This is a genomic window from Ilumatobacteraceae bacterium (assembly GCA_033344875.1).
Lineage (GTDB): Bacteria > Actinomycetota > Acidimicrobiia > Acidimicrobiales > Ilumatobacteraceae > Ilumatobacter.
The window spans coordinates 3,351,728-3,376,997 of the sequence record JAWPMO010000001.1 but is presented as its reverse complement, the minus strand read 5'-3'; the positions used below and the strand labels follow the sequence as shown (position 1 = coordinate 3,376,997).

At 65.3% G+C, this 25,270-nt stretch carries 26 protein-coding genes; 9 read left to right on the top strand and 17 right to left on the bottom strand.

Annotated elements, in window-relative coordinates; genetic code table 11:
- Positions 1–631: 631 nt before the first annotated feature.
- Both R8G01_15925 and R8G01_15920 read right to left on the bottom strand, forming a co-directional pair.
- Positions 632–1,864 carry an IS256 family transposase gene (locus R8G01_15925; GenBank protein MDW3215491.1) on the bottom strand — a complete coding sequence of 411 codons (1,233 nt, stop codon included), beginning with the start codon at positions 1,862–1,864 and terminating at the stop codon, positions 632–634.
- Between the two features lie 120 nt (positions 1,865–1,984).
- Entirely contained in the window at positions 1,985–2,167 is a 183-nt protein-coding gene (locus tag R8G01_15920) for a hypothetical protein (GenBank protein MDW3215490.1), read from the bottom strand.
- Between the two features lie 688 nt (positions 2,168–2,855).
- Between R8G01_15920 and R8G01_15915 the strand changes: the two genes are divergently transcribed.
- A complete protein-coding gene (locus R8G01_15915) occupies positions 2,856–3,011 on the top strand; it encodes a hypothetical protein (protein MDW3215489.1) in 156 nt (51 codons plus the stop codon).
- Positions 3,012–3,087: 76 nt separating this feature from the next.
- Here R8G01_15915 and R8G01_15910 read toward each other — a convergent pair whose 3' ends face one another.
- From R8G01_15910 to R8G01_15895, 4 genes are all read right to left on the bottom strand, one after another.
- Entirely contained in the window at positions 3,088–3,894 is an 807-nt protein-coding gene (locus R8G01_15910) for a hypothetical protein (protein ID MDW3215488.1), read from the bottom strand.
- A 187-nt stretch (positions 3,895–4,081) separates the two neighbouring features.
- Positions 4,082–7,003, bottom strand: a complete 2,922-nt coding sequence (gene mobF / locus R8G01_15905; GenBank protein MDW3215487.1) for a MobF family relaxase — start codon at positions 7,001–7,003, stop codon at positions 4,082–4,084.
- Positions 7,004–7,298: 295 nt separating this feature from the next.
- On the bottom strand, positions 7,299–7,703 hold the full coding sequence (locus tag R8G01_15900; GenBank protein ID MDW3215486.1) for a hypothetical protein: 405 nt from the start codon (positions 7,701–7,703) through the stop codon (positions 7,299–7,301).
- A 12-nt stretch (positions 7,704–7,715) separates the two neighbouring features.
- On the bottom strand, positions 7,716–7,907 hold the full coding sequence (locus R8G01_15895) for a hypothetical protein (protein MDW3215485.1): 192 nt from the start codon (positions 7,905–7,907) through the stop codon (positions 7,716–7,718).
- 106 nt (positions 7,908–8,013) lie between these two features.
- Between R8G01_15895 and R8G01_15890 the strand changes: the two genes are divergently transcribed.
- Both R8G01_15890 and R8G01_15885 read left to right on the top strand, forming a co-directional pair.
- On the top strand, positions 8,014–8,712 hold the full coding sequence (locus tag R8G01_15890) for a helix-turn-helix transcriptional regulator (GenBank protein MDW3215484.1): 699 nt from the start codon (positions 8,014–8,016) through the stop codon (positions 8,710–8,712).
- The gene (locus tag R8G01_15885; protein MDW3215483.1) at positions 8,696–9,883 is read left to right on the top strand and encodes a tyrosine-type recombinase/integrase; all 1,188 of its coding nucleotides are present in this window, start codon (positions 8,696–8,698) and stop codon (positions 9,881–9,883) included. The genes R8G01_15890 and R8G01_15885 overlap by 17 nt, the downstream gene beginning before the upstream one ends.
- A 27-nt stretch (positions 9,884–9,910) precedes the next feature.
- Here the strand turns inward: R8G01_15885 and R8G01_15880 are convergent, their stop codons facing one another.
- From R8G01_15880 to R8G01_15860, 5 genes are all read right to left on the bottom strand, one after another.
- Positions 9,911–10,366, bottom strand: coding sequence for a GNAT family N-acetyltransferase (locus R8G01_15880; protein MDW3215482.1), 456 nt, complete (start codon positions 10,364–10,366; stop codon positions 9,911–9,913).
- A complete protein-coding gene (locus R8G01_15875; protein ID MDW3215481.1) occupies positions 10,363–10,677 on the bottom strand; it encodes a hypothetical protein in 315 nt (104 codons plus the stop codon). The genes R8G01_15880 and R8G01_15875 overlap by 4 nt, the downstream gene beginning before the upstream one ends.
- Before the next feature lie 142 nt (positions 10,678–10,819).
- On the bottom strand, positions 10,820–11,095 hold the full coding sequence (locus R8G01_15870) for a hypothetical protein (protein ID MDW3215480.1): 276 nt from the start codon (positions 11,093–11,095) through the stop codon (positions 10,820–10,822).
- A gap of 6 nt (positions 11,096–11,101) precedes the next feature.
- Entirely contained in the window at positions 11,102–11,593 is a 492-nt protein-coding gene (locus tag R8G01_15865) for a MarR family transcriptional regulator (GenBank protein ID MDW3215479.1), read from the bottom strand.
- Positions 11,590–12,111 (bottom strand): YceI family protein, encoded by a 522-nt coding sequence (locus R8G01_15860; protein MDW3215478.1) that lies wholly within the window; start codon positions 12,109–12,111, stop codon positions 11,590–11,592. Before R8G01_15860 ends, R8G01_15865 begins: the two co-directional genes overlap by 4 nt.
- A gap of 173 nt (positions 12,112–12,284) precedes the next feature.
- On the opposite strand from R8G01_15860, the gene R8G01_15855 reads away from it, so the two are divergent.
- Positions 12,285–12,902, top strand: a complete 618-nt coding sequence (locus tag R8G01_15855; GenBank protein ID MDW3215477.1) for a biotin transporter BioY — start codon at positions 12,285–12,287, stop codon at positions 12,900–12,902.
- Positions 12,903–13,187: 285 nt separating this feature from the next.
- Here the strand turns inward: R8G01_15855 and R8G01_15850 are convergent, their stop codons facing one another.
- Entirely contained in the window at positions 13,188–13,736 is a 549-nt protein-coding gene (locus R8G01_15850) for a TetR/AcrR family transcriptional regulator (protein ID MDW3215476.1), read from the bottom strand.
- Positions 13,737–13,878: 142 nt separating this feature from the next.
- Here R8G01_15850 and R8G01_15845 point away from each other — a divergent pair, with 142 nt between their 5' ends.
- From R8G01_15845 to R8G01_15825, 5 genes are all read left to right on the top strand, one after another.
- Positions 13,879–16,167 (top strand): MMPL family transporter, encoded by a 2,289-nt coding sequence (locus tag R8G01_15845; GenBank protein ID MDW3215475.1) that lies wholly within the window; start codon positions 13,879–13,881, stop codon positions 16,165–16,167.
- Between the two features lie 159 nt (positions 16,168–16,326).
- Complete coding sequence (locus R8G01_15840) at positions 16,327–17,904, top strand: MFS transporter (GenBank protein MDW3215474.1); 1,578 nt, start codon at positions 16,327–16,329, stop codon at positions 17,902–17,904.
- A gap of 104 nt (positions 17,905–18,008) precedes the next feature.
- Entirely contained in the window at positions 18,009–18,416 is a 408-nt protein-coding gene (locus R8G01_15835) for a hypothetical protein (protein MDW3215473.1), read from the top strand.
- Positions 18,417–18,418: 2 nt separating this feature from the next.
- Entirely contained in the window at positions 18,419–19,012 is a 594-nt protein-coding gene (locus tag R8G01_15830) for a TetR/AcrR family transcriptional regulator (GenBank protein MDW3215472.1), read from the top strand.
- A gap of 854 nt (positions 19,013–19,866) precedes the next feature.
- Entirely contained in the window at positions 19,867–21,408 is a 1,542-nt protein-coding gene (locus tag R8G01_15825; protein MDW3215471.1) for an IS1182 family transposase, read from the top strand.
- A 364-nt stretch (positions 21,409–21,772) separates the two neighbouring features.
- Here the strand turns inward: R8G01_15825 and R8G01_15820 are convergent, their stop codons facing one another.
- The 5 genes from R8G01_15820 to R8G01_15800 all read right to left on the bottom strand — a co-directional run bounded on the left by R8G01_15820 (position 21,773) and on the right by R8G01_15800 (position 25,085).
- On the bottom strand, positions 21,773–22,129 hold the full coding sequence (locus R8G01_15820) for a MarR family transcriptional regulator (GenBank protein ID MDW3215470.1): 357 nt from the start codon (positions 22,127–22,129) through the stop codon (positions 21,773–21,775).
- A 172-nt stretch (positions 22,130–22,301) separates the two neighbouring features.
- Complete coding sequence (locus R8G01_15815) at positions 22,302–23,204, bottom strand: alpha/beta hydrolase (protein MDW3215469.1); 903 nt, start codon at positions 23,202–23,204, stop codon at positions 22,302–22,304.
- Positions 23,201–23,566 (bottom strand): hypothetical protein, encoded by a 366-nt coding sequence (locus R8G01_15810; GenBank protein ID MDW3215468.1) that lies wholly within the window; start codon positions 23,564–23,566, stop codon positions 23,201–23,203. Before R8G01_15810 ends, R8G01_15815 begins: the two co-directional genes overlap by 4 nt.
- A gap of 196 nt (positions 23,567–23,762) precedes the next feature.
- Positions 23,763–24,353, bottom strand: a complete 591-nt coding sequence (locus R8G01_15805; protein ID MDW3215467.1) for a TetR/AcrR family transcriptional regulator — start codon at positions 24,351–24,353, stop codon at positions 23,763–23,765.
- Positions 24,354–24,386: 33 nt separating this feature from the next.
- On the bottom strand, positions 24,387–25,085 hold the full coding sequence (locus tag R8G01_15800; GenBank protein ID MDW3215466.1) for a hotdog domain-containing protein: 699 nt from the start codon (positions 25,083–25,085) through the stop codon (positions 24,387–24,389).
- Between the last annotated feature and the right edge of the window lie 185 nt (positions 25,086–25,270).

The window sequence follows — 25,270 nt, the reverse complement described above, 5'->3', positions numbered from 1 at the left end:
CTAGATCTGCCAGGGGCTTCGACGTGTCTGGACGGGCGATTTGCGGATTTGTCCGTTATCTGTCCGCACGGCCTTTCTGAGGGTCCAGACGCAACCGTCACCCCCTCGAACGCCACTGATGTAGCGCTGTTGCCGACGAGCCTGCCTGGGGTCGTGGTCGCGAAAGAACAAGCTGGCCTGGATGTTCGTCACCGGGGACGAGCTCGGGGTATCGCTGTGGTTGAGGAGCAGGAGATGGCACCCAACTCGGTTGGTCCCTCAGCGAGGGCCCCACGACCTCATGGCTCGCCTCCAGCCGGTCGCCATCGCTCTGTGACGACCCCCGACGACACTGCTGCGCACGGGCGCACCGAGGTCGACAGCGTGTTCCAAGTATCGGCACATCGCTGCTCGGGCAGCGGTCTACGTCGAGAGCGTTCTTCATTGTCAAGCCGCCATAGCCAGCGAGCGCGGGAGGACGCTAGAACTTGATCACTGGGAGATTTCCAGCGTTGACCAGCGTTCGTCGGTGCACATGAGGCAAGGCCGTAGGGCTGTGGCCACCAGCCCGTGGAGTGAGATGGATGCGTATTTCTTGGCGTATGAGTCCCGCGGAGTGGTGGGGTTCGCGTGACGCGATCCCTGGTGGCCGTCAGGAGCCGGGCTCGAGCTCGGCGGTGACGGCGGGGTCAGTATCGCGCACGGCGTAGAGCTTGGCCATCGAGGCTTCAGAGAAGTAGCGGCGGGCGACGGCCCACTCGTCGTGCTGGTCGGCGAGCACGGCGCCGACGAGGCGGATCACGGCGAGGTCGTTGGGGAAGATGCCGACCACGTTGGTGCGGCGGCGGATCTCCTTGTTGAGTCGCTCCAACGGGTTGTTCGACCAGATCTGGCGCCAGTGCTCTTTCGGGAACGCGGTGAACGCGAGCACGTCGGTCTTGGCCGAGTCCATGAGTGCGCCGGCCTTGGGGAACCGGTCGGTGAGCATGACCGCGACCTCGTCCCAGCGTGCCGCGACGTCGGCGGGGGTGGTCAGCGTGAAGATCGACCGGAACGCGGCGGCGACCATCTCCTGATGAGCTTTGGGCACCGGTGCCATCAGGTTCCGGACGTAGTGAACGCGGCAGCGTTGCCAACTCGCGCCCTGCAGGTTCTTGCGGATCGCCGCGCGTAGGCCCTCGTGTGCGTCGGAGATGACGAGGCGCACACCGCTGAGTCCTCGGGCCTTGAGCGAGCGCAAGAACGCAGTCCAGAACGTCTCGGCCTCCGAGTCGCCAACGTCGACGCCGAGCACCTCACGGCCGCCCTGGGCGGTCACCCCGGTCGCCACGACGATCGCCCGCGACACGACCTGGCCGAGGGCGTCGTCACGCACATGGACGTAGATCGCGTCGAGGTACACGTACGGGAACTCGGTGTGGCCGAGCGTGCGGTTGCGGAACGCCGTGACACGTTCGTCGAGCCCGGCACAGATCCGGGAGACCTCCGACTTGGAGATCCCCGACGCGGCGCCCATCGACTCGACCAACGCGTCGACCGAGCGGGTCGACACCCCCGACACGTACGCCTCCATCACGACCGCGTACAGGGCCTGGTCGATCCGACGGCGTGGTTCGAGGATCGACGGGAAGAAGCTGCCCTTGCGCAGCTTCGGGATCGCCAACTCGAGATCGCCGGCCTTCGTCGTCAAGACGCGGTCGCGGTGTCCGTTGCGTTCGGTCACCCGCTCATCGGATCGTTCGTAGCGGCCGGCGCCGATCGCCTGGGTGGCTTGGACCTCGATCAGTTCTTGTGCCAGGTACTCGGCCAACTCACGGACCAGGTCGACGCCGCGTTCTCGATCGGTGAGCGCGACAAGAAGTTCGGACAGGGCAGACTCAGACAGAGCCATCGGTGTGTTCTCCTTCGGTGGGTTCTTGCGGAACACACCAAGGATCACGCCGATGGCTCACCGGCTGGTGGACCTACGAATCCCCACCACGCCACGGGGCTCTATCTTTCTTGGCTATGCCGAACGCGTCAGCGAGAACTCCTCGACGGGCGTCAACCGAGGCAGGAACTCCTTTACGGCCTCAGTGACGAGGAAGTTCACCGACAGCCCGCGCTCGTCCGCAGCCTTGACGAGATCGTCATGCAGCTGCTGTGGAAAGCGGATTGCGGTCGCTGTGCGCTTCTTCTCGTGGGCCATGAACTACATCGTAGTAACTACGCGAGCGTAGTGCAATCATCTTGCGCGCGATGCGAGCACAACGGCGCGCGATGATCCAGCGTGCTGCGCGCGTGGTGCTAAATGAAGTCGTTGTGGATCACCCGATCCCGTGACACCCATCGAATAATCTGACGGCCAGGAGGCAAGCAACTCCCTCCTCACGCAACATGCCCCGATCCTTGCCGGGACCGGGGCATGGCTGGATCGAGAGACTGGCTCACGACCACTTGCAAGTCAGACGCTACTTGATGTAGCGCTGATGGGTTTGGTCGGCCTCCTGATTCGGTGCGTGCCGCACACAAACGAACCCAAGGAGGTTCATCAGCGTGAACATGCGCACCAAACACCCCATTGGAACCACCGCCCGAACGGGCCAGACCTGCCCTGAGAGTGGTGTCTGGAAGGTGGTCGGCACGCCGTCAACGACGGCCCCGATCGCCAAGGGCAACACCATGCCCCCGTACAACAACCAGGCGGTCACGTGGAAGCTTACGCAGCACGCGTGAGCTGACCCGATGAGGGGTGGGGCTTCGGCCTCACCCCTCAGGGGATCGCATCGATCATGATCGCCATCACACTCTCCGTAGCCGCTGGAGCGGTGCTTGTCGCTCTGTGGCTCCTTGACCAACTTGAACTTCTACCCCCGAGACTTCGAATCACTCAGCTGGTGAGCAACGGCGCAGGTGCCGTGCTGCTCGCTGTCTTACTACTCGCCCCCGCCGCGTTTAACGAAGGCCTCCACCGCTGGGCGGACTACAAGACGGACCAGATCGTCGAGGACTTCAACGAACACCTTCGATCAATCACCGAGCCCGACGACTGACCGACGCAAGCCTCGTTGTCTGATTTGCTCGCATTCGGTTTCGAGCCGGGCTTCGTGCTGTCCGGTCAACCAGGCATCATTGTGGATCGTCGAATCCGGCGTCCCTGAGCTGGTCGGCGAAGCTGCGACTGATGTCGCGCAGCCGTCGCCGGGCGTCGGCGAGTTCGTCGGTGTCGGGCCACCCCATCAGGTCTGCCCGGGCGATCGTCACCGCGTCGCACGCGTAGTAGGCCATCAGTCCGTAGAGGTAGAGCTGCTGCGACTCAACAACGATCGGGGCCATGCCTCCGTTCGGGTCGAATGGATCGGTGCGCTGCATGCGCTCGAGCATTCCTGCGCTGACGGCGTACCAGGTTCCGTGGCTGGTCGCCGACAGGACGCCCCACAGGGTCGGGTCGAGTCCGTCGCCGTCGTTGCCGAAAGCGACCTGCGAGAAGCCGTCGGCCGGATGGGGAAGCGCTTCGCCGTCGATCACGGGCTTTCCGGTCGATGTGCCGGTGACCGCCCAGCCGTGCCGGGTGGCGTAGGCGTGGCAGGCGGCGCGGGTTCGCTCCTTGGCGTCGGCGGCGTCGGGAACCTCGCGCAGACGACCCTGCTGGTTCGCTGACTCGAGGCGGTAGGCGATGCTCCGCCGGATTCTCGTGTCGACTCCGACGGAGGGCTCGAGGAGCCAGCGGGCGATCGGCGCGGTCTCCATGATCGCCCGCACGGGTGGGAGATACGCGAACCGCGGTCCGACCTGGCTGGCGTCGATGATGGCGGCGATCGCGGCCAGGTGCTCAGCAGTCACATAGGCGAGCATCATGCCGTAGTTGTGGGCATTGCGTGCCGGCTCGCTCCATTCGGGAGTTCCCCAGCGCTGCTCGGCTGCGAGTTCGCGCATTGCCGTGGACGTTGCGGCCGGGAGGTGACCGTGACCGTCAGGGTGACGCGACATGGCGACGGCATAGTCGGACAAGGCGCTCGTGAACGGACGCAACATGGCACGGAACTCGTCGTTGTCAACGGTGCGCGTCGGGCCGACCACGCTGATCAGCCTACGGAGCGGGTGCAGGAGGACCGTCGGTGGCCTATCGGCCGTATTCAGGGCCGATAGGCCGGTGGTACGACAAGCCCGGCGACGGATTCTGTGTCGCGGGGCGTGTTATCGCAGCGAGCCTACGGACGAAGTTCCCCCCAGCGTTGGGGTGGTCCCAACGGGTTGAGCGAATCGCAACGCGTACCGACTGGCGGCGGTAGTGATCGCTGGTGCTGTGAGCGAGGGCGGCGATCACTTCGTGGTCGTGGCCGTTGAGAGCGGTCGCGACGGCGGGTGGAAGTTGGGGTCGGATTCGCTCCCACCAGTCTTCCGCTGCTCGGGTGCGACGGTCGTCAGCGCGACCGGCTTGGCGTGCTGGCGTGCCAATCTTCCAGTCGGCGCGGACGCTGTGGGCGGAGCGTTGACCGTCGCCGGTCCGCGTGATCGCGTCGGCGAACGCCTGAGTCGCGGTGCGATCGCCGAGATCGAGTTCGGCGTGGTCGTGGCCGTCGGTGATGACGTGGGCGGTGTTGCGGCGTCGTCCTCGGGTCATACCGACGTAGACGGCAGCGCTCGACGTGCGCGGCGTCACGACAACGTGACCGGTGTCGGTGGTTCGGCCCTGGGCGCCAGCGATCGTGGTGGCGTAGGCCAGCACCACGTCGGCGGTGACGTACTCACGAGTGAGCGTCACAGTGGCCCGGCGGGTCAGACTGACCGCCTGGATCTCGCCGTTGGCGGAGCGTCCGGTGATGCGCCACACGTCGCGGTTCAGGACACGGGTGCGGTCGCTGGTGGCGAGTTCGCGGGTGTTGCGGCGGGTCTGGATCATGTCGCCGAGATGGAGCGGGTTGCCGTCGCCGCACGCGTCGGCGACGCGTTCGCCGAGCCGATCACCGACCCGCAGCAGCTCCTGGCAGCGGCCGGACAGTGCTGCCGCGGCAGCTTCGGTTTCGACGACGATCACGCTGTCGAGGCCGTCGACGTTGTCGGCGAACCAGGCGTCACATACGGACACGGTGGCCTGCGTGGCGAGCGTTCCGACGATCCGCCCACGCTCCTCGTACTCGGCTGCGACCTTGGGATCGTGAGCCCGGAGTCGCTTCGATGCCGTTCGCTCCCACTCCTCCCGGAAGCGGCGCACGGCGACGAGTTCGACCGCGCTCGGCTTGGCGGCCAAGTCGCGCAGCAAACCCCCCGATTCGGGCGAGCCCATCTGGGCGTAGTCGCCGAGCAACGCCACGCGGGTGTTGTGGGCGCTCGCGACTCGGACGAGTTGGTCGAGCGTCAGGGTCGGCACCATCGATGCTTCGTCGACGATCACCAAGCCACCGCGAGGCAGGACGACCTGGCCGATTCGCCATGAGGCGATTGTGTGGGCAGGCAGGCCGGTTTCGTTCGTGACCACGCGGCCCGCCGCGGCCGACAACGCGAGCACGGTCACCTCGCGATCGACGGCCGCCCACGAGTCGGCGACGGAACGCAGCATGGTCGTCTTGCCGGCGCCGGCCGGGCCGACCACAGTCTGCACCTGGCGGTCGCCGGCGCACAGTGCGCGCACGGCGGCGGCCTGGTCGTCGCCGAGTTCGGCCGCAGGCTTGGCGGGGACCACAATGGTCGTGGTGTTGCCGGCGGCGGTCAGCACCCTGTGCTCGGCGTCGAAGATCGTCGTCGAGGTGAGCTTGGAGGCGTCGTGGTCGGCGTACTCGACGTCATCGTCGCGCTCGAGCGGGACACAGAGTTGGGCGATCCGCTCCGTCTCGACCTCGATCGCTTCGAGCGTCGGTTCGGCGATCAGGTCCGCGACCTCATGGGCGATGTGAGCTCGCGTCCACCATGAACGCTGCTGATGGAGGCGGTCGAACACCGCGCCAGTCAACTCGTTGCTCGCCGATGGGATGCGACCTCCATCCGCCGCCATCCGCTCGGCCATTCGTCCTCGCGCGACGGTGGCGTCCACGTCTGCCAACTCGGCACCGGTGCACTCGGCGCGCCATCGGGTATGCAGGTCGGAGACGCCTCCGGCCTTGGGGTTGCGCGACCGCAGCGTCGCCTGCTGGTGCAGCTCGGCCCGTTCGGCGGTGGTCGGGCTACGTCCGTGGACGTCACGCCACTGCGCTTCGAGCCGGTCGTAGGTGGCGAGCACATCGGCGCGGCGGGTCGAGAACCGGGCTCGCAACGCGGAGGGTATCCCCGCGATCTCGCGCATCGGAACGCGTCCGTCCGGGGTCTCCCAGGCCACGCCGAGCCGTTCGGTCAGGAGCCGTTCGAGGTGCGCGCCGTACACCGCACCCGCTGCGTGAGCGTGCCGGTAGATCGCCTTGGAGTCGAGCGTGCGCCACTTCCCGTCGACGCCGCGAACCCGATTCAAGATCGCGCAGTGCGAGTGCAGTTGAGGATCGCCGACGCGCTCGCCGGGCGTTGTCGAGCGCGCCGTGCGATGACGGAAGTGGGTGATGACGAACCCGTCCCCGTGCACCTTGCGCACTCCGCCCGAACCCGAACGGGTGTGCCCTGCGTGGTGGTCGAGGTACTCCAGCGCGACCGTCACGGCCTCGTCGTGGGCGGCGAGAACGGCTGCTTGCACTTCGGGACGCGACGTGAGCGCCCAGAGCAACGACACCGACTTCGACGGCGAGAACGTCACGTCGAACGCGGCGATCGGCTCGGCAACGGTTCCGTCAGGACGGACGCGCGGCGATACCTTGCGGCCAAGAATCTGCTCGTGCAGCCATCGTCCCGATGACAGCCGCGTCCCGCCGGCGGTCGACGGCACCACGAACCGTCCGTACAGCGCAGCCATGTCGTCGGCGTCCACCTCACCCGCGAGCCCGAGCAGCGCGGCGCCTCGCCCCGCCCATTTACCCGGCGTCTCGCCGGCGCCGGTGTAGTAGTCGTGCTTCGACGTGGCTACCTCACGAGTGAGGTACTCGTAGCCCGTCCCGGCCGTGATCCGGCCTACCGAGGCGACCACGTCGGAGCCTCTCGGGAGCCAGCACCAGTGCGGGGCGACCGCACCGAACGGCGGCGCAACCGCCGCCTCTGCACTGATAGTGCCAGTGTGTGACCAAAAAACGGGCGGTGATCACGAGCCTGACTGCACATGATGGCCGACCTACAGCGCCCGGAGTCGAATCGAGGCGGGGCCGAACCGGGGAGGCGTAGCGACGATGGCCGATGCACGCGGCACGCCCAGACGGACGGGTCGACGAGTACCCGCAACGGCGGCGGGATCAACGACACCAAGCGCCGGTTCGACGACGGTCACGTCACTCCGCACGTTGCCACTCCCCGCCGCCGCAGTCGCGCCACAGCACTTCCTGGGGGCCGATCGCGTCCACGGCGAACTCACGGTCGAGACGGTCGTACGCCTCGGCGAACCACAGCTGCGAGAGCGGGATGAGACCGGCAACCGACACGACCCGCGAGTCGTCGGCGGGCGTCCAGACGTACGCGGCACACGGCAGACGCCACACGACTGCGGCGTCGTAGAAGTGCATGTCCGCGTCGGCGGCCGCCGCTGCCGCCGTCTGGAAGATCACGTCCGGGTAAATCCGCGCCAGCTCGTCGATCGAGTAGTCGGGCGTGGCGCCGCTCTGCTCGGCTGCCGACAACAAGCACGACGGGCGACGCCGACGGCGCATGCGGGACGACGGCAGGTGACGCCGAATCATCGGAGCACTTCCCTACGCCGCAGCGACGCCGGGGAAGTTCGGGTCGTGCTTGGCGCGCAGGTCGTCTCGGAACACGATCTGCTTGCTGCTGCCCGCGAGTCGGCGAGTGGGGATCTCGCCGGTCTTCGCGAGTGCGTACGACTTGGACTTCTCGTAGCCGAACAGGAGCTTGCCCGCCTGAGCAACGGACATCGTGACCGGCATCTCGTTCCAGTCTGATACTATTCCGAGAGGGTTACCCAACACAGGGAAGATGTTACGTATATCGTCGTATTGATGTCAACCATACTTCTGTGGAGATGATCGCTAGATGGCCAGATCTCGCAAGTCGAACACCGTCGACCGGCACCCGGACGCCGACAAGGGGCTGAATGCCAACTCGGTCGTGTCGTATCGCATCCGGTCTGCGCGCGAGCGCAAGGGGTACACACAGCAGGAGTTCGCCCGGGAACTCGGCCAGCTCACCGGCCACATCCTGCCGCAGTCGTCGATCGGCGCGATGGAGCGTTGGGACGGCGACAAGCAGCGGATGTTCGACGCTCAAGAGCTCTACCTGCTGTCCCTCGTGCTCGACGTGCCGATCGCCTACTTCTTCATCCCACCGCCGGGCATGCAGTCGGAGCTCATGCGTGATAGCCGGTACGAAGTCAATGCACTGCCACTCAGCTTGATCGGCACCAACGATCAGGTTGCGGCGTTCGACGAGGCGATCGGCGAGTTGACCGGCGCCGAAGACGGCGATCTCGCGCCCGGGTTCATCGCCGGGCCCCCGGGCTGGTTCCGACGATTCCGCGAGTGGCGGCTGCAACGTCTCTACCAACTCGAGTCGAAGTACGACGACCAGCTCAACCCGCTCGCACGACTACTCCAAGAGCTGGGCAACGACATCCTCGAGTTCGGTGCCCGCGGGTTCCTGACGTCGCGAGCCCGAACCGAGGGCGACGAGTTCCCCACCAATGACGAGTTCCCCATCGATTTGGAGGAGGTTGGTGATGGCGAAGCCGGCTGAGACGTCGCTGGACACCACGGCGCACCCAGGCATCTGGAAGCGCACCGTCGTGCGCTTCGACGAGCACGGCGAACCTCGTGGTGCGCCGAAGGTCACATACAAGGCGCGCTGCTACGGAGCCGACGGCAAGGAGCACGCCAAGTACTTCCCGACCCTGACAGCCGCGAAGAACTGGCGCACCAACCAACTCGCCGACCGATCGAAAGGGCAGTGGTTCGACCCGTCGGCCGGTCGCGTCACGTTGGCCGAGTACGCGCACCACTGGCTGCGCACGCGCGTCGACCTCCGCAAGAGCACTCGGCGCATTTACGAAGGCAACCTCCGTCTCCACATCCTGGCGAAGGTCGGCGACATCGAACTCGGCCCGATGGCGCTCGGAGCCATCACGACCGAGGCGCTGCGACACTGGATCGCCGAGCTGTCGGCCGATGAGCAGCGCAACCTTTCGCCAACGACGGTGAACCAGGTGTACCGGACGCTCAACGCGTTGCTGCGAGCCGCGGTCGAGGACGAGCGGTTGGCGAAGAATCCGCTCGGCCCGATCAAGCCGCCCAAGCCGTTGAGGGTTCCGATGCGGTTCCTCACCCAGGCTGAAGTCGAGGACCTCGCTGACACCATCAACCCGAGCTACCGCGCGTTCGTGTTGGTCGGCGCGTACTGCGGTCTTCGCCTCGGAGAACTCGCCGGGCTGCGGTGGAGCGACGTCGACATGCTGCAACGCCGCATCACCGTCGAGAACCAACTCGGCACCGACGAGCAGCAGCTCGCACCGCTCAAGACCACGGCGAGCTATCGGACGATCGTCATGCCCCGGTTCGTCGCCGACGTGCTCGGGGTGCACGCACGGTTCGGCGCGACGCAGTCACCGAGCGAGCGCGGCGCATTCGTGTTCGCTTCGCCCGGGAGCACGCCATTGCAGATCCACAACTTCCGGCACCGGGTCTGGCAGCCGGCTGTGCGCAAGGCCGGGTTCACTGGTCTTCGCGTGCACGACCTGCGACACACCTGCGCGTCACTCGCGATAGCGGCCGGAGCCGACGTGAAGGTTCTTCAAGACATGCTCGGCCACGCATCGGCGGCCATGACACTCGATCAGTACGGCAAGCTGATGCCCGGACGCAGTGAGCAAGTCGCCGACCGCCTCGACGCCCTCCACCGCGGCACCGCCTAAACCTCGGGCCACCGGATGGTGGCCGCGTCACGGTGCAACAAGGAAGCGATATCCCGTTTGCCCGTCGACGGCGAACTCCTCGCCGACAGCAGCTGACAGTTCGAGCATGACGGCGTTGCCCGGATGCACTGCCCAAACGGCGTAGGAACGTCCGCTCGCGCCGGTTGCATGCTGCACGACGGCCTCGACGAGCGATCTTCCGTGTCCCCGCCCACGGCTGCGGTGGTCGATCAGCACGGCGCTGATGTACTCCGAGCCCGGGTACTCGACCAGCTGGTGGTGCACGACTGCGCCGCGCACATCGCCGTCGATCTTCACCGCCACGATGAAGCTCGCCGGTTCGTCCAGGTGGGTGCGCACGGCCGGGCCGAGGATGAAGTCCTCGACCTCGCGAACCCACTCATCGGTCGGCTCGGGAGTTCTTTCGATGGCGTCGAGCAAGTCAAAGTTGGTCGGCCCGAGCTCGACCAGCTCGAGAGTCACCGCCTGGTTCGAGCTCGCAGTTCGCTTCCCACCCGATCGACGAACGACGGATCGAACTGCGGCGCGATTGGGTCGCCCCCGCGCCGCATCAGGCGGACGTAGGCCTCGACCGGAGCCAGGTCGTCCGCCTCGATACTCGCCTTGAGGGCCTCGGCCATCCCTTCCAGGAACCGGCTACGAAGCGCCGGCTCCCACGACGACACGAAGTCGAGCCGACCAAGATCACCGGCGCCGGATTTGGCGGCCGCGCTCAGGTAGTCGTGGACGTAACCGAGCAACTCGTCGCGGGCATCGAGCGTCGTCACCGACATGTGTGCAAGTCTACTACTCGCCGACCCTGTAGACCCCCGAGCATGCCCCGCCCGGCCGATGAGCGGTCCTCCAAGTCGGCGTTCGACCAGCGGTCGATCAGCCGTTCGAGGTGTGACAGGTCGCCGGGGCGGCGTTGCTCGCTCATCTCGTCGTCGGCCGCTTCGTGGGCGTTGCGCCGCGGTCGTAGAGCGCAACCGCCAGACGTGCGGTGGTCTGGCGTCCGATCAGCTCGCGTGCCTCGGCGCGTCGGATCGTCTGTTCGACGAAGTCGGCACCGGCATCATCCCCGATCGCGTCGCGGATTGCCACCGCTGGCGCGACGACCGGCACCCCGTCGACCTCGTCGGGTGCCAGGTCGGCGCGGCGCACCCGGTAGAGGTCGCCGCCCCGCCGACGCGGCCGATACGACTTCGGCACGATGAGCTATGGGTCGAGGCCGTCGAGGATGGCGGTACAGATGTCGCGCAGTTGGTGTTGCCGGGTCGGGGTCAGGCGGTCGAAGACACAGCGACGGACTTCGGTGACGTGTCCGGGCGCGGTCTGTTCGAGCACCAGCCTGCCCCGGTCGGTGAGGGCCGCGTGTTGACCGCGGCCGTCTTCGGGGCAGCGGGTGCGGGTGACCCATCCCTTGCGTTCGAGGCTGGTGATGGCGTGGGTCATCCGGCTGGAGGAGAAGCGAAGCACCGAGGCCAGCTCGTTCATTCGCATCGCGGAGTGGGCGGCCTCCGAGAGCGCGGCGAGGATGGCGTAGTGGCTGTGGGCCAGTCCCGAGTCGCGTTGGAGCTGGCGGTCGAGGGCCTCGTCCAATAGCTGGGAGCACAGCAGCAGTGCCCGCCACGTGGCCTGCTCGTCGGCGTCGAGCCATCGGACGTCGCCGTGGGCGCTACTGGGACCGTTGGTGCGGTCCGCGCTCACCCGCCGGCCCGTTCGAGCCAGACGTCGACGTTGATCTCGACATCGCGACGGATGAACGGGTGGGTGATGCCGAAGTCGCGGGGGTTGACGGTGCATGTGGCCGCGTAGCGGTGCTCGCCGGGGCCGGACTCGGCTTGCGTCGCCGCCAGCTCGATGGACTTGGCCCGGTCGCGAACACGCAGCGTGCCATTCATCGCGAACCGGCCGTGATCACCGGGAACGATGTCGGTGCTCTCGAAGCGGATGTCCCGCCACTGGTCGGCATCGAACACCGACTTCTTCAACAGATCCCGATCACGCATCCGGCTCCCGGAGTCGACCCCCTTCACCGGAATCGACACTCGGACCATGGGTTTGGCGGCGGCATCGGCGATCTCGACGGCGCCGTCGACATCGGTGAAGCGTCCATCGACCTTCATGCCGATGACGTTTCGGGTCCGAAATGCGATGGTCGACCTGGACGGGTCGACGAGCCAAAGACCGGGCTCGAGTCGAGAAGCGGAGGATTCGTCGTGCATAGTTTGTCTCCCTTGATTTGTTTGAGCCTTCAACTATCGTAGTGAACATACCGCATTGTGAGACGGTGGTTGGGCGGGAGTCCCGCCGTGCCGTCTGAAGATCTACGACCAACAACAATCCGCCGAGCGCGCGAATTGAGCTGCGCCTCCGACTTGGTCAAGAATGATTCATCATGGCTTCCACCGCAGCGCTCCATACCACGACCCGACAACCGACGCTTGTCGACCTCATGCCGCGCCGTCGAGTCGTCGACGTTGCGTTGGTGGCCGGGTTCGCGTTGTTGACCGCGGTCGCAGCCCAGATCTCGATCCCGCTCGGTTTCACGCCCGTGCCGGTCACCGGACAGACCTTCGCGGTGCTCCTGGCCGGCGGAACGCTCGGCGCCGCCCGGGGGGCATCGTCACAACTGCTCTACGTCGCGCTCGGTGCGCTCGGACTTCCGTTCTACGCGGACGGACAAGGCGGCTGGGACGTCGCGACCGGATCGACCGCCGGGTACTTCGTCGGGTTCGTCATCGCGGCCGGTGTGATCGGGTTCATGTCGGAGCACGGTCAGGACCGACACCTGTTCACCGCAGTGCCGGCGTTCCTCGCCGGCACGGCCGTGATCTACGTGTGCGGATCGGTATGGCTCGCGGCATCGATCGATGTTCCGCTCACCGCGGCGGTCGGTGAGCCGAGCGCGATCGCCTATGGCGTTGCCCCGTTCCTGGTCGGCGACCTCGCGAAAGCAATCCTTGCCGGCGTCTTGCTCCCTGCCGCATGGCGAGCATCCACCACGCTGCGATAACACGTACCGGTTTGTTCGGTCGGTCGGTACCGTCCCTGCAGTGTTCCTGCGGTGCACGAGATGATTGCTGGCATTTGATCAGGGTTGGATAGCAATGTCGCAGGGCGGTGGCGATCTCGTCGGCGTGGTCGAAGGCGATGGCCTGATACGGGCCTGAGCAGTTCGTGGGTCGCTTCGTGATTGTGGTCGCAGATTGTCAGCGCCCCGGCGAGCACGACGTGTGCGACCTCCCGGATACCAGCTGGACGTGGCGAACGATCCTGCGTGGCTTGCTCTGCGACTGCGTCACTTGGTGACGGCGGCGGTGACGAGGTCGAGGATGGCGTCGAGGTCGTCTGGGTGGAAGGTGTCGCCGCGGACCATGTAGCGGTAGATGATTGGTCCTTCGATGATGTTCACGGCGTGATCGATGTCGATCTCGTCGCGGAGTTCGCCGCGTTGTCGGGCCTGGCGGAGCACGTTGCGGACCGGTTCGGATCGTTTCGTGGTGAGTGCGTTGAGAGCGTCACGCAGCGGCGGGTCGTCGGTGGCGGCTTGGAAGAGTCCGAGCATCATGCGTCGCTTGGAGGCGAGTTCGGGCATGGACATCACTTGTCCGAAGAGAGCGCCGAGGTCGGATCGGAGTGTGCCGGTGTCAGGTGTCGGTAGGTGTTGGATCTGGCTGTCGACGGTGTCGATGAGGAGGTCGTGGACGCTTGGCCAGTAGCGGTAGATGGTGGTTTTCGCGACTCCGCATCGGCGGTGGATCTCCTCGATGCTGAATCCAGCCACGCCTTGGGCGATGAGGAGTTCGAGAGCGGTGTCACGGACCGTTCGTTGTGTGCCACGTGTCACTTGACCACCTTTGCTCAATTCTCGTCACCGCGGAGAATGCTACGGTACCGTAGCGTTGCGCGAACTTCCCCTGCGGACGATTGGATTTGCTGACGTGATGGCTCGACTTGGTCGATGGACCTTTCAACACCGGCGTACGACGGTGATCTCGTGGTTGGTGGCGCTGGTCGGTTTCGCCGCGCTCGGGAACGTGATCGTCGGCCCGTCGTATTCGAGCGCGTTCGAGATCCCGGCGTCGGAGAGCGCGACCGGGTTCGAGGTGATGTCGGAGTTCTTCCCGCAACAGGGTGCGAGCCGGCAGTCCGGGTCGATCGTGTTTCGCGCCGAGCAAGGCGTCACCGACGCGGACGTACAGGCAACGATGACCGACTACTTCGCTGAGGTCGACACGATCGAGGGTGTCACCGTGCTCAGCCCCTACGAAGATGGGGGTGAACGCCAGATCGACCCGTCGGGATCGATCGCCTACGCGACGGTGAACCTCGCTGACTCTCTGGACCAGATCGAACTGAGCGATATCGGCGCCTCGATGGAAGAACGGATCCCGGTCGTTGACGGGTTGACCGTCGAGATCGGCGGCCAGGCGTTGGCCGAGTTCGAACCGCCGGAGTCGGAGTTGATCGGGTTGGGGTTCGCGATCATCGTGTTGATCCTGGCGTTCGGGTCGGTCCTGGCGATGGGGTTGCCGATCGGTGTCGCCTTGTTCGGTGTCGGGATCGGCGCCAGTGTCGTGGCGCTGTTCAGCAACCTGGTCACGATTCCCGACTTCGCGACCACGCTCGGGGCGATGATCGGGATCGCGGTCGGGATTGATTACGCGTTGTTCATCGTGACCCGCTATCGGGAGAACTTGAAGAAGGGTCAGTCGTTCGAGGAAGCGACGGTCAACGCGATGGACACCGCCGGCCGGGCGGTGGTGTTCGCTGGGGTGACGGTGGTGATCTCGTTGCTCGGCATGTTGTTGATCGGTCTCGAATTCATCTCGGGTCTCGGGATCGGCGCCGCAACGACGGTGGCGGTCACGATGATCGCGTCAATCACCCTCTTGCCGGCGTTGCTCGGCTTCGCCGGACACCGGATCGAGGTCACCCGATGGCGCGGGATCGTCGCCGCCGGCTTCGTGGCGGTCGCGTTGTTCGGGCTCGGCTTGTCGATCAACCCGCTGCTGATCGGGGCACCGCTCGCTGTCGTCACGCTGCTCGCCGGGTTCGCGATCGCGCCGTTGCGTCGTGAGTTGCCGCCCCGGAAGGACAAGCCGACGCGTCAGACGTTGCCGTTCCGGTGGAGTCGTGTCGTTCAAGCTCACCCATGGAGGGCCCTGGTCGGCGGCACGATCGTGCTGCTGGCCCTGGCCGCTCCGGTGTTGTCGCTCCGCCTCGGGTTCTCCGACGAGGGGAACTACAGCGAGGACACGACGACCCGCCGTGCCTACGAAATGTTGGCCGACGGGTTCGGGCCCGGTTTCAACGGTCCACTCGTCGCCGCAGTGACTATCGGCGACCCGACCGACGCCGAAGCCGTGTCGAGTTTGAACGCTGCGATCGGAAACGACCCAGGGGTGCAGTTCGTCTCGCCGGCGACCACTGATGATCCGTCGTCGCCGCAGGCGGCGCTGCTGCAGATCATCTTGACGACGTCACCACAAGACGATGCGACGACCGACACGATCGAACGCCTGCGTTCCGAGATCATCCCCGCAGTGATCGACGGCACCGACCTCGAGGTGTACGTGACCGGTAGCACGGCGGCGGCGATCGATTTCACCGACTATCTCGCCGACCGTTTGTTCGTCTTCATCGGTGTCGTGTTGTTGTTGTCGTTCGTGTTGCTGATGATGGTGTTCCGGTCGCTGCTGGTGCCGATCAAGGCGGTGATCATGAATCTGTTGTCGATCGCCGCCGCATACGGGGTGGTCGTCGCTGTGTTCCAGTGGGGCTGGCTGAAACCGGTGTTCGGTGTCGAACCGGCACCGATCGAACCGTTCGTGCCGATGATGATGTTCGCGATCGTGTTCGGGCTGTCGATGGACTATGAGGTCTTCTTGTTGTCACGCATCCGAGAGGAATACGACCGGACCCGAGACTCGCGTACGTCGGTTGCCGACGGGCTCGCCTCCACCGCCCACGTCATCACCGCTGCGGCAGCGATCATGATCGTTGTGTTCGGCGCCTTTCTACTCGAGGACAATCGGATCATCAAACTCTTCGGAGTCGGCCTTGCGGCGGCCGTGCTGCTCGACGCCACGCTGGTCCGGATGCTGCTCGTCCCCGCCGCCATGGAACTCCTCGGCGACAAGAACTGGTGGCTGCCCGGATGGCTCGATCGAATCCTGCCCAGCCTCAACGTCGAAGGACCCACCGACCAGCCTGACCCGGCACCAGCCGACCACGAACCCGATCTGGCACCAGCCGACCACGAACCGGCCCATTGACATGACCCGGTCAACCATCGGCCCGTACCCGGGAACCGTCGCGTCCCACCGTGTTGTCAAGACCGTTGTGCAATTCGTCGATGATCGAGTACGCGAACCCACCCCACACGTGATCGTCGAGAACAAACCTCTCCGACCTCGACCAGACAGGAAACTCTCGTGACACCTCCCCGCGGACCCGTTGACGCAGCGCTGCTCGATCCCGTCGATCCGCACACTGACGACGAAGCGGTCGCAGACGCCAGGCAACGCCGGCTGATCCTGATCACGATGTGCGTGTCGCTGATCGCGGTGATCGCGTCGTCATCGGGACTCAACGTCGCCCAACAAGCCCTCGCCGCCGACATCGGAGCATCCCAGGGTCAGCTGTTGTGGATCATCAACGGATACACGCTCGCTTTGGCCGCGTTGCTGATGCCGATCGGCGCGATCGGGGATCGGTGGGGACGAAAACCGATCCTGATCATCGGGTTGTTGGTGTTCGCCGCCGCCAACCTCGCCTCCGCGTTCGTGAACAGTCCCGAGCCGCTCATCGCGCTGCGTGTCATCGCCGGGATTGCGGCGGCGATGATCATGCCGGTCACCCTGTCGGTGATCACCACCAGCTTTCCCGCCGCCGAACGAGCCAAAGCGATCGGAACCTGGGCCGGCGTCGCCGGTGCCGGCGGCATCATCGGGTTGTTTGCCTCAGCCGCGATCATCGACAACGCCACGTGGCCGTGGGTGTTCTCGATTCCGGTCATCCTCGCCGTCGTGTCACTCGCAGCGACCGTGTTCGTCGTCCCCCACTCTCGTGAACACGTCGAAACCGGTTTCGACGTCCACGGTGCGATCCTTTCGGTTGTTGCTGTTGGGGGACTCGTGCTCGCCATCCAGGAAGGCCCCGAACGCGGCTGGGCCAGCCCGCTCACGATCGTCGCATTCGTGATCGGACTGGCCGCCTCGGTCGCGTTCGTGCGAACCGAGCTGCGCCGCGACCACCCACTGCTCGACGTCCGCCTGTTCGCCAACCGCGGCCTGACCACCGGCTCGCTGAACCTGTTCGTCGTGTTCGCGGTGATGTTCGCGCTGTTCTTGGTGCTCGTGCAGTTCCTCCAGGCAATCCTCGGCTACACCGCGCTCCGAGCCGCCTCCGGACTGCTGCCGATGGCGGTGATGATGATGCCGCTGTCAACCATCGCGCCGACCATCGCCCACCGTGTCGGCTACCGACGCACCGTCACGTCCGGGATGATCATCCTCGCCGTCGGGCTCACGCTGCTCGCACTGCTCGCCGACCCTGCCGGCGGCTACCTCTCCGTGCTTCCCGGCCTCCTCGCCGTTGGTGCCGGCGTCGGCCTGGCGATGAGCCCATCGACGACTGCGATCACCGCGTCGCTCCCCGAGGACAAACAAGGCGTCGCGTCCGCTCTCAACGACACCGTCCGAGAGATCGGCGCCGCCGTCGGGCTCGCGCTCATCGGATCGATCCTCAACGCGCAATACCGGGCCAACATCACCGACACCGCCAACACCTTCCCGGCCGACACCGCAGATCGCATCAAGAAGGGGATCGGCGGCGCGCTCAGCTCGGCAGCACAACTCGGACCCGACGGCCAACAACTCGTCGCCGCCGCCCGCAACGCCTACGTCGATGGGATGCAACCAGCGCTGCTCCTCGGCGCAGCAGTCGCGGTCCTCGCGGCCGCGTACACCACCTGGACCGGAATACAAGACAAACGACGCCAGACACCATGAACACACCGACCCTCGACAACGCTGTCCATCCACTCCGGTAGAGCCCACAGCCGTTACCCCGATGTCGCGTCACGAACTTCTCCACATCGACGGGAGTTGCTTGCTTGCTTGCCTGCGACATCGACGACGCGATCCAACACCTCGACAGCGTCGAAGCGGTCCACGGCTGGTTCTCAGCACAACGCAGCGCCGCATCGGTGACCGCAACGACACCGTCCGCGACCGTGACGATCGACCACGTCGACGAGCAATGGCTCCCCACCGCCAAGGCGTTCATCGCGGATGGGCGTATCGGAACCGCACGCATCAACGGCCACCTCACCGTCCGGGCAGTCGTCCGAACGATCAACGACGGCGGTATCCATGCCGGTACCGAGATCTGGGTGCACGTCGAACTCGAGAAATCAACCGATTCAGCCAAGGTCGAACCCGTGCTACGCGACGTCATCGAGCGTGGCCTGAGCCACCTCCGTCACGAACTCGACACGACCTCCAACCTCGACTCGGATTGAACATGGCCGCACCCCGCCACGAAACCAGGCCCGATCCCCGCATCGAACAGAGTCGCCGCAAGGTGCTCGACGCCACGATCGATCTCCTCGTCACGACCCAACCCACCAACGTCACCATCGAAGCAATAGCGGCCAAGTCCCGGGTGTCCAAGGCCACCATCTATCGACACTGGCCGTCACGCGACAACATCCTCGTTGACGCCATCAACGCCCACACCTCCCAGTACCCAACCCCTCGAACCGACCTTCCATTCGACGACGCGATCTCCGTCTTCATTTCCGACCTCATCGACGCATTCAGCGACCCGTACCGAGCCGCCGCCCACGAAGCACTCCTGATCCTCAGTCGCCATCATCCCACCTTCGCCGAACTCCACCAACGAGCCCACGAAACCATCGTCGCAGCCGTCGACGCGCTCGTCCAGCACGGCATCACACACGGCCGGATCGCCCCTCGAACCGACTCCAACACCGTGACAGCACAACTCGTCGGCCCATTCCTCTACGCCTACGTCGAATCGACACGCACAAACGCCGCATTCATCGCATCAGTCATTGACGGCGTACTACACGCCCACCGGCCCGATCACGACTGACAGCCGAACACGTCTGTCGCAGCGATATCTCCGCTTCAAGACTGCCGAATTCGACCTTGAGTCTATGCCTGCGTCGGAGTGCCCTGCGCCGTGGCCAAGCGTCGCAAACCGGTTCTCGTTTCCTGCCGGATCGCTCGAAGCGCGCTGCGCGAGTGTCGGCAGCGCCGAGCCTCTGCATGCACCCAGATCAGAACCTCATCAGCAATCGGCCCCGGTTGACATCGAAGTTCGCCGGTCACGATCGGTCCACGACCTCCGGCACGCCATCGGATTCCCTCTGCGAACCATCGGCGCTGAACCTCCAGTCGGAGTGGACGCCAACGCCCGATCGAAACCGTTGACGCGCCACGGCCACCGTCTGCGACCCGGCGAACGTTGGGACACCATCGATCCAAACCACCCGCGGCCCGCAACTCACGGACAGTCGATGACCAGGTCCCCCTCACCGAGACACACTCATCCCATCGATCCACACGCTGCTCAACCACGGTCACGCGATCAGCATCCTTCGAAGCGCGATCCGGGTCGACGGCAAACGCCAAGAGAAACACCACCACTCCTGCCAGCCAAGTGCCCCCTGACGCAGTCGCCAACCCAACCGTCAACAAGATCGGCGCCGCGATCAAAGCGCCCACGACCGCGGCAAACCTGGCGACAAAGAGATGATGAATCCGGCGCATCCGCCGAGCGGCATTCGGATCCTCGTCGCACAAGCCACGCTCGATCTCCGCGATCGCCAAAGCGACTTCCTCGTCGTCCATCACACCCCCCTCGGTGCACCGGGACTAGGAGACTGCTGAGCAAATCGCCTGGAAAGGCTCGCGTTCGTCGGTGGGATGGATGAGAATTGGGGGATGCAGGGAACGTCTGGTCCTGACCGCGAGCTGCTGGATGCGGCAGCGTTCGTGTCGCATTTGATCCCGGAGGGTTCGGTGTACGCGTTCTTGGCCGAGCACCGTCACCGGCTGTTCCCCGACGACATGTTCGCCGATCTGTTTCCCTCGGGTCGGGGTCGCCCGTCGCAGCCGGCCGATCTGGTCGCGACGGTGCTGGTGTTGCAGTCACTCGAGGGGCTGTCGGATCGTGACGCGTTGCAGGCGTTGGCGACCGATCTGCGGTGGAAGGTCGCAGCTGGTCTGGCGATCACCGATCCTGGTTTCCATCCAACGGTGTTGACCCTGTGGCGCAACAAGCTGCGCCGGTCGGATCGACCGGAACGAATCTTCGACGCGGTGCGTGACGTGATCAGCTCGACGAACGTGCTGGCAAACAAGACCCGGCGAGCTTTGGACTCGACGCTGTTGGATGACGCTGTCGCAACCCAGGACACGGTGACGCAGTTGGTGTCGATGATCCGCCGAGTCCGCACCGCGATTCCCGAAGCCGCCGCCGCCGAGGTGGTCGGTGACGACTATCAGGCTGGCTCCGGCAAGCCATCGTGCGCGTGGAACGACCCGATTGCTCGCGACGAACTCGTGTCTCGCCTCGTCAACGACGCACTCAGCGTGCTCGACGCGCTCGACGGTGTTGACCTCGACAACAACCAGCAGCAACTGGTCGGTCTGCTCGCGTTGGTTGCCGGCCAAGACGTCGAACCCGGCGACGAAGAAGGCACCTGGCGCATCGAACGCAACGTCGCGAAGCATCGCGTGATCTCCACGGTCGATCCCGAGACGCGCCACATGCACAAGTCGAGGTCGTCGTATCGCGACGGCTACAAAGCCCACATCGCAGTCGAACCCTCGACCGGGCTGATCACCGCATGTGATCTCACACCAGCGAACACCGGCGACGGCCCGACCGGCATTGCGCTCCTCGCCGACGAACCCGCCGGACTCGACGTGCTCGCCGATTCCGCCTACGGATCTGGCGATTCCCTCGCCAGACTCGACGACGCTCAGCATCGGATTCTGATCAAACCCTGGCCGCTCGCCCGCAACCCGAACCTCGGTGACGACCAGTTCAGCCGCGACGACTTCACCATCGACTACACCGCCCGCACCGTCACCTGCCCCAACGGCGTCACCACTCACATCACCAACAGCGGAACAGCCACCTTCAAAGCAAAGTGCCGCAGCTGTCCTGTCAGATCGCGTTGCACCTCAGCAGCGGCCGGCAAGACGTTCCTCGTCTCACAACACGACCAGCACCTCGCCGCGAACCGGGCCCGCTGGCGAACCGACACCGACCTCGTCGACGACTACCGCCAACACCGACCCATGGTCGAACGCACCATTGCCTGGCTCGTCACCAACGGCCACCGACGCTGCCGCTACCGCGGCGTCGACCGCAACCGCATCGGGTTCTCCACCCGAGCAGCCGTCATCAACCTCAAACGACTCATCAACCTCGGCCTCGACCACAACGGCACCACCTGGAACCTCGCCCCGAGCTGACCAGTTCAGCCGAGGCCAACCACCAGCCCCTGCCAACAGATCCCAGCCCGACCAACTCGGCGCGATCGCACCCTCCTCATCACCAGACCAACAACGATTGCTCAGCAGTCTCCTAGCTGGTGACACCTATCGTAACCACGACCGCCACGACCCTCAAACGCCACTCGTCCAACCGTGCGCGTGACGTGACAAAACGCCCGGTGTCAACGAGACCCCCGCTCCGCCCGACAGTCGGCCACTCGACCTGTTCCTCCACTCGTCGTCGAACAGTGAGGTCGAATCCCGTCCGAGTCTGCGCCGCAGCCCGTGCAAGCTGACCCATCGACCAAGCCCTGGCGAGTCGCCTCGCGCCGAGCTCGGACCGTCAGCCCTGCCCAATTGCCTTGGCCTTGACGGCGGCGTCGAGTTGTGTGATGAATCGTTCGGTGAGATCGGCGAGTGCGGCCCGTTCTGTGTGATCGAAACCTGAGAGCGCCTGGCTGACGATGTTGAGGTGCGATCGCATGACGGTGCGTTGGATTCTGCGGCCTTTACGCGTAGCACTCGCGATATGAACTCGTTGGTCTTCGACGCAGACTGTTCGCTTGGCGAGTCCGTCGTCGACGAGCTTGTCGATCGCTCGGGTGGCAGACGATGGCGAGAGGTCGAGTCCCGCCGCGAACTCGACCATCCTCCACCTCGGGCGGGTAACGAGGAGGTCGAGGCTGTCGACTTGTCCCATGGTGAGCCGCGGTGGGCCGGTTTCCCAGAACAGTGTGCGGAGTTGGCGTGCGGCGGCTCCTCGACGAAGGTTCCGCCAACTCTGAGCGACCCGTACCGTGACTTCGTCGGCACCGGACGTCGCCGTCTGATTTGTTGTCAGCCCATGGTCGTACATGGTGCGAGCCTTTCGTTCAGTTGATCGGGTCGAGCTGGTTCAAGAAGTCGAGGACGGCGGTGGTGAAGGCGTCGTTGTCGTCGCCGGCGACCATGTGGCCGGTGTTGGAGACGTCGATGGCGGTTGCGTGTGGGACGGTGGCGAGGAACTCCTCGACGGTGTCGGGGCTCACGAGGTCGGACATCGCGCCGCGGACCAGCAGGGTGGGTGCGGTGATGCAGGCGGCGCCTTCGAGGAGTTGGTTCGCGATCTCTTCGTAGCGGTGCGTGCTGCCGTTGGTGTGTTGGTTCATTGCGTCGGTCTTGGACGTGATGAACGCAGGATCCCAGCGCCAGACGTATCGGTCGTCGTCGCGTCGGCGCAGCACTTTGAGGAGCCCGTCGAGGTTGGTTGGTCGGGGCCGGTGAGGGTTGTACGCCGCGATGACGTCGGAGGCTTCTTGGAGGCTCGCGAAGCCGTCGGGATGGGCGGCCATGAACGCCACGACGCGTTGGGCGCCAGCGATCTCCATGCGTGGGGTCACGTCGACGAGTACGACGCCGGCCCACAGATCTGGTGGGGCGTGACGGTGGGCGTTGAGGATGGTCATCCCGCCCATGGAGGCACCGACCGCGACGACCGGGCGCCCTCTCGACATCTGGGTGTGGATGGCGAGCAGGTCGTGGGTGAGGTCGTCGGTTTCGTAGTTGCCCGTCGGGTCCCATTCGCTGTCGCCGTGGCCGCGGGTGTCGATGGTGACCACAGTGTTCCCGTGGTCGCTGAGAGCTCGCGCCGTGTTGGTCCAGGCGTGTCGGTTCTGGCCACCGCCATGGAGCATGAACACCGACGGACGTTGGTTGTGGGGGTCTCCGTCGAAGACCTCAGCGGTGATCTTGATCGATTCGTGTCCGCGCAGGGTGCGGACCGATGTGTTGTTCATGCGGGTTCCTGGGTGGGTGTAGGCGCCGTTGCCGACTGGGCGGTGGTCGTTGTCCGGAGCGCGATCTCGCGCATGAACACGGTCACGATGAACGCCGCTATCATCACGAAGGTGGCGAGGAGGAACGTGGTCGTGATCGAGTCGAACAGCGCTGCGGTGACCGCACTCTTGGGTGGTTCGCCGAGCTGCGAAGTTGCAGTGTCGAGCGCGGCGAGCATCAGCCCGGTCATCAATCCGACGATGATGATCGTTCGTTGCCGGTGGGTGAGATCGGCCGCCGGCGCTGCGTCGGTGTGCGGTGTGGTCATGACACGGAGCAATCGGAGCATTCGAGGCCCCGCAGCGTCGGGCTTGGCTGCCACGTAGCGTCGTTGTTGCCGTCCACGTTGGGGAGGCGTCGCAGCAGTTCGTTGAATACGATTTCGTCTTCGAGTCGGGCGAGTGGAGCACCGATTCGCCCGAGTGTCGAGGTTGCGGAAAACGCCAGCAACTCTGGGTCAGCTAAGGCCGTGCCCTCGGCCAGATCGGTCATCGGTCAGCTCCCGTCGTCATAGGTGGTCATCGGGCGCCGAGCCCGTTCATGACGAGCCCGACGACATCGCCGGCCACCTCGTCGACATCGAATGCCGGGGTCTGGCCGTCCCCGGCCACCACGTGGCGCAGACCCGTCAGAGTGACCGCGCCATAGATCACCGCTGTCGCGTTCTCGATCGACACCTCGGCCAACGAACCATCGGCAGCACCCTCGACGAGCAGCTTCGCGACCGGTCGATGAAAAGCCTGCTGCACCGCTGCGGCAATATGGGGCAGGCGATCGATACGACCAAGTTCGGCGAGCAGCATCTGACACGTCGACGGATCCTCCGCCATCGCCCCCAACTGCGCTCGAATCACCGCCTCCAACCGGACCGCCGCATTGCTGGGCCCCTCGATAGCCGTTGCGACCACGACCGATGTGCGATCAAGCCAGTCCTGGAGCAAGAACGCCAAGATCTCCTGCTTGCCAGCAAAGTTGTAGTACAGCGTCGACGATGGCACCGCCGTCGCCTCACTCAACGCTTCGATCGTTGCAGCGTCGTACCCGCGCTCGGCAAAGACGGCGGCGCCGAGGCGCAACTTCGCCGCAAGATCAACCGAAATCGTACGCATCAGTGCCCCCTCTGCTGGGTGTGGATGTCGGTATCAGATTGGTGCATGGTCGACGTCTCCGTCGCGTGGCGTGTTCATTTCTGCGAGATGGGCAATGTCGACGGCGATGAACAAGGCCGTCGACTCGACGAACACGCCGTCGGGTCCGGCGCCGGACGCCGCGATATGCAAACGGCGGCCGTCGCGTTCGACGAGCCAGGCTCGAAACTCGAGTGGAACACCCAACGGGCACGGTGCCCGATACCGCAGCGTCAACTCACCGGTGAATGCCATGGTCCCCAAGATCGGAAGCAAGCCGCCGATCGTCTCGTCGACACATGCCGCCACGACACCGCCATGGCTGCGTCCCGGTGCGCCCTCCCAACCCGGTGCCAACGTGACCGTGCCAACGGACTGATCGTTGTCACGCCGGATCCGCAGTCCGATGCTCAACGGGTTCGCCGAGCCCGAGACCGGCGAGTCGTGGAAGAGATCGACGAACGCGCCGTCTTCGACGACGTCGCTCATCGTCCCCGACTTCAACGCGGCAGCAAAGCGGGGGTTCGCCGCCATCTCCGCCAGCCGGCTTCGGGTCGGCGAAGCCTCGACCCCGTTCGCCAACGCCTCGACATCCGCGGCGATGCGACGCAGCATCGATACCTCGACCCGACGCGACACCAGACCATGTGCGAGCTGGCGCACGACCGTCGCAGCGTCGATCCGCGCCGGCAGGTCCGGATGTTCATCGACCATGCCGGAATACTCCATATCTGTCCGAGCGCGAGATGTCCGGCCACGAGCACTCAAATCGATCGTTGAAGAACCGCACCAAACCGCACGCACCCATCAAGTTGTTGGATCACCACACTGTAATCATCTTCCAATCCGACGATCCAAGCGGGCGACGCATCGACGTCTGCATGGGCGGCTGCACATGC

Coding starts and splice junctions, on each gene's coding strand:
- R8G01_15830 (MDW3215472.1), top strand. CDS start 18,419: ATGGCCGCACCCCGCCACGAAACCAGGCCCGATCCCCGCATCGAACAG.
- R8G01_15920 (MDW3215490.1), bottom strand. CDS start 2,167: ATGGCCCACGAGAAGAAGCGCACAGCGACCGCAATCCGCTTTCCACAG.
- R8G01_15890 (MDW3215484.1), top strand. CDS start 8,014: ATGGCCAGATCTCGCAAGTCGAACACCGTCGACCGGCACCCGGACGCC.
- R8G01_15885 (MDW3215483.1), top strand. CDS start 8,696: ATGGCGAAGCCGGCTGAGACGTCGCTGGACACCACGGCGCACCCAGGC.
- R8G01_15900 (MDW3215486.1), bottom strand. CDS start 7,703: ATGATTCGGCGTCACCTGCCGTCGTCCCGCATGCGCCGTCGGCGTCGC.
- R8G01_15825 (MDW3215471.1), top strand. CDS start 19,867: ATGCAGGGAACGTCTGGTCCTGACCGCGAGCTGCTGGATGCGGCAGCG.
- R8G01_15800 (MDW3215466.1), bottom strand. CDS start 25,085: ATGGTCGATGAACATCCGGACCTGCCGGCGCGGATCGACGCTGCGACG.
- R8G01_15855 (MDW3215477.1), top strand. CDS start 12,285: ATGGCTTCCACCGCAGCGCTCCATACCACGACCCGACAACCGACGCTT.
- R8G01_15895 (MDW3215485.1), bottom strand. CDS start 7,907: ATGCCGGTCACGATGTCCGTTGCTCAGGCGGGCAAGCTCCTGTTCGGC.
- R8G01_15875 (MDW3215481.1), bottom strand. CDS start 10,677: ATGTCGGTGACGACGCTCGATGCCCGCGACGAGTTGCTCGGTTACGTC.
- R8G01_15820 (MDW3215470.1), bottom strand. CDS start 22,129: ATGGGACAAGTCGACAGCCTCGACCTCCTCGTTACCCGCCCGAGGTGG.
- R8G01_15860 (MDW3215478.1), bottom strand. CDS start 12,111: ATGCACGACGAATCCTCCGCTTCTCGACTCGAGCCCGGTCTTTGGCTC.
- R8G01_15805 (MDW3215467.1), bottom strand. CDS start 24,353: ATGCGTACGATTTCGGTTGATCTTGCGGCGAAGTTGCGCCTCGGCGCC.
- R8G01_15815 (MDW3215469.1), bottom strand. CDS start 23,204: ATGAACAACACATCGGTCCGCACCCTGCGCGGACACGAATCGATCAAG.
- R8G01_15910 (MDW3215488.1), bottom strand. CDS start 3,894: ATGCGCGAACTCGCAGCCGAGCAGCGCTGGGGAACTCCCGAATGGAGC.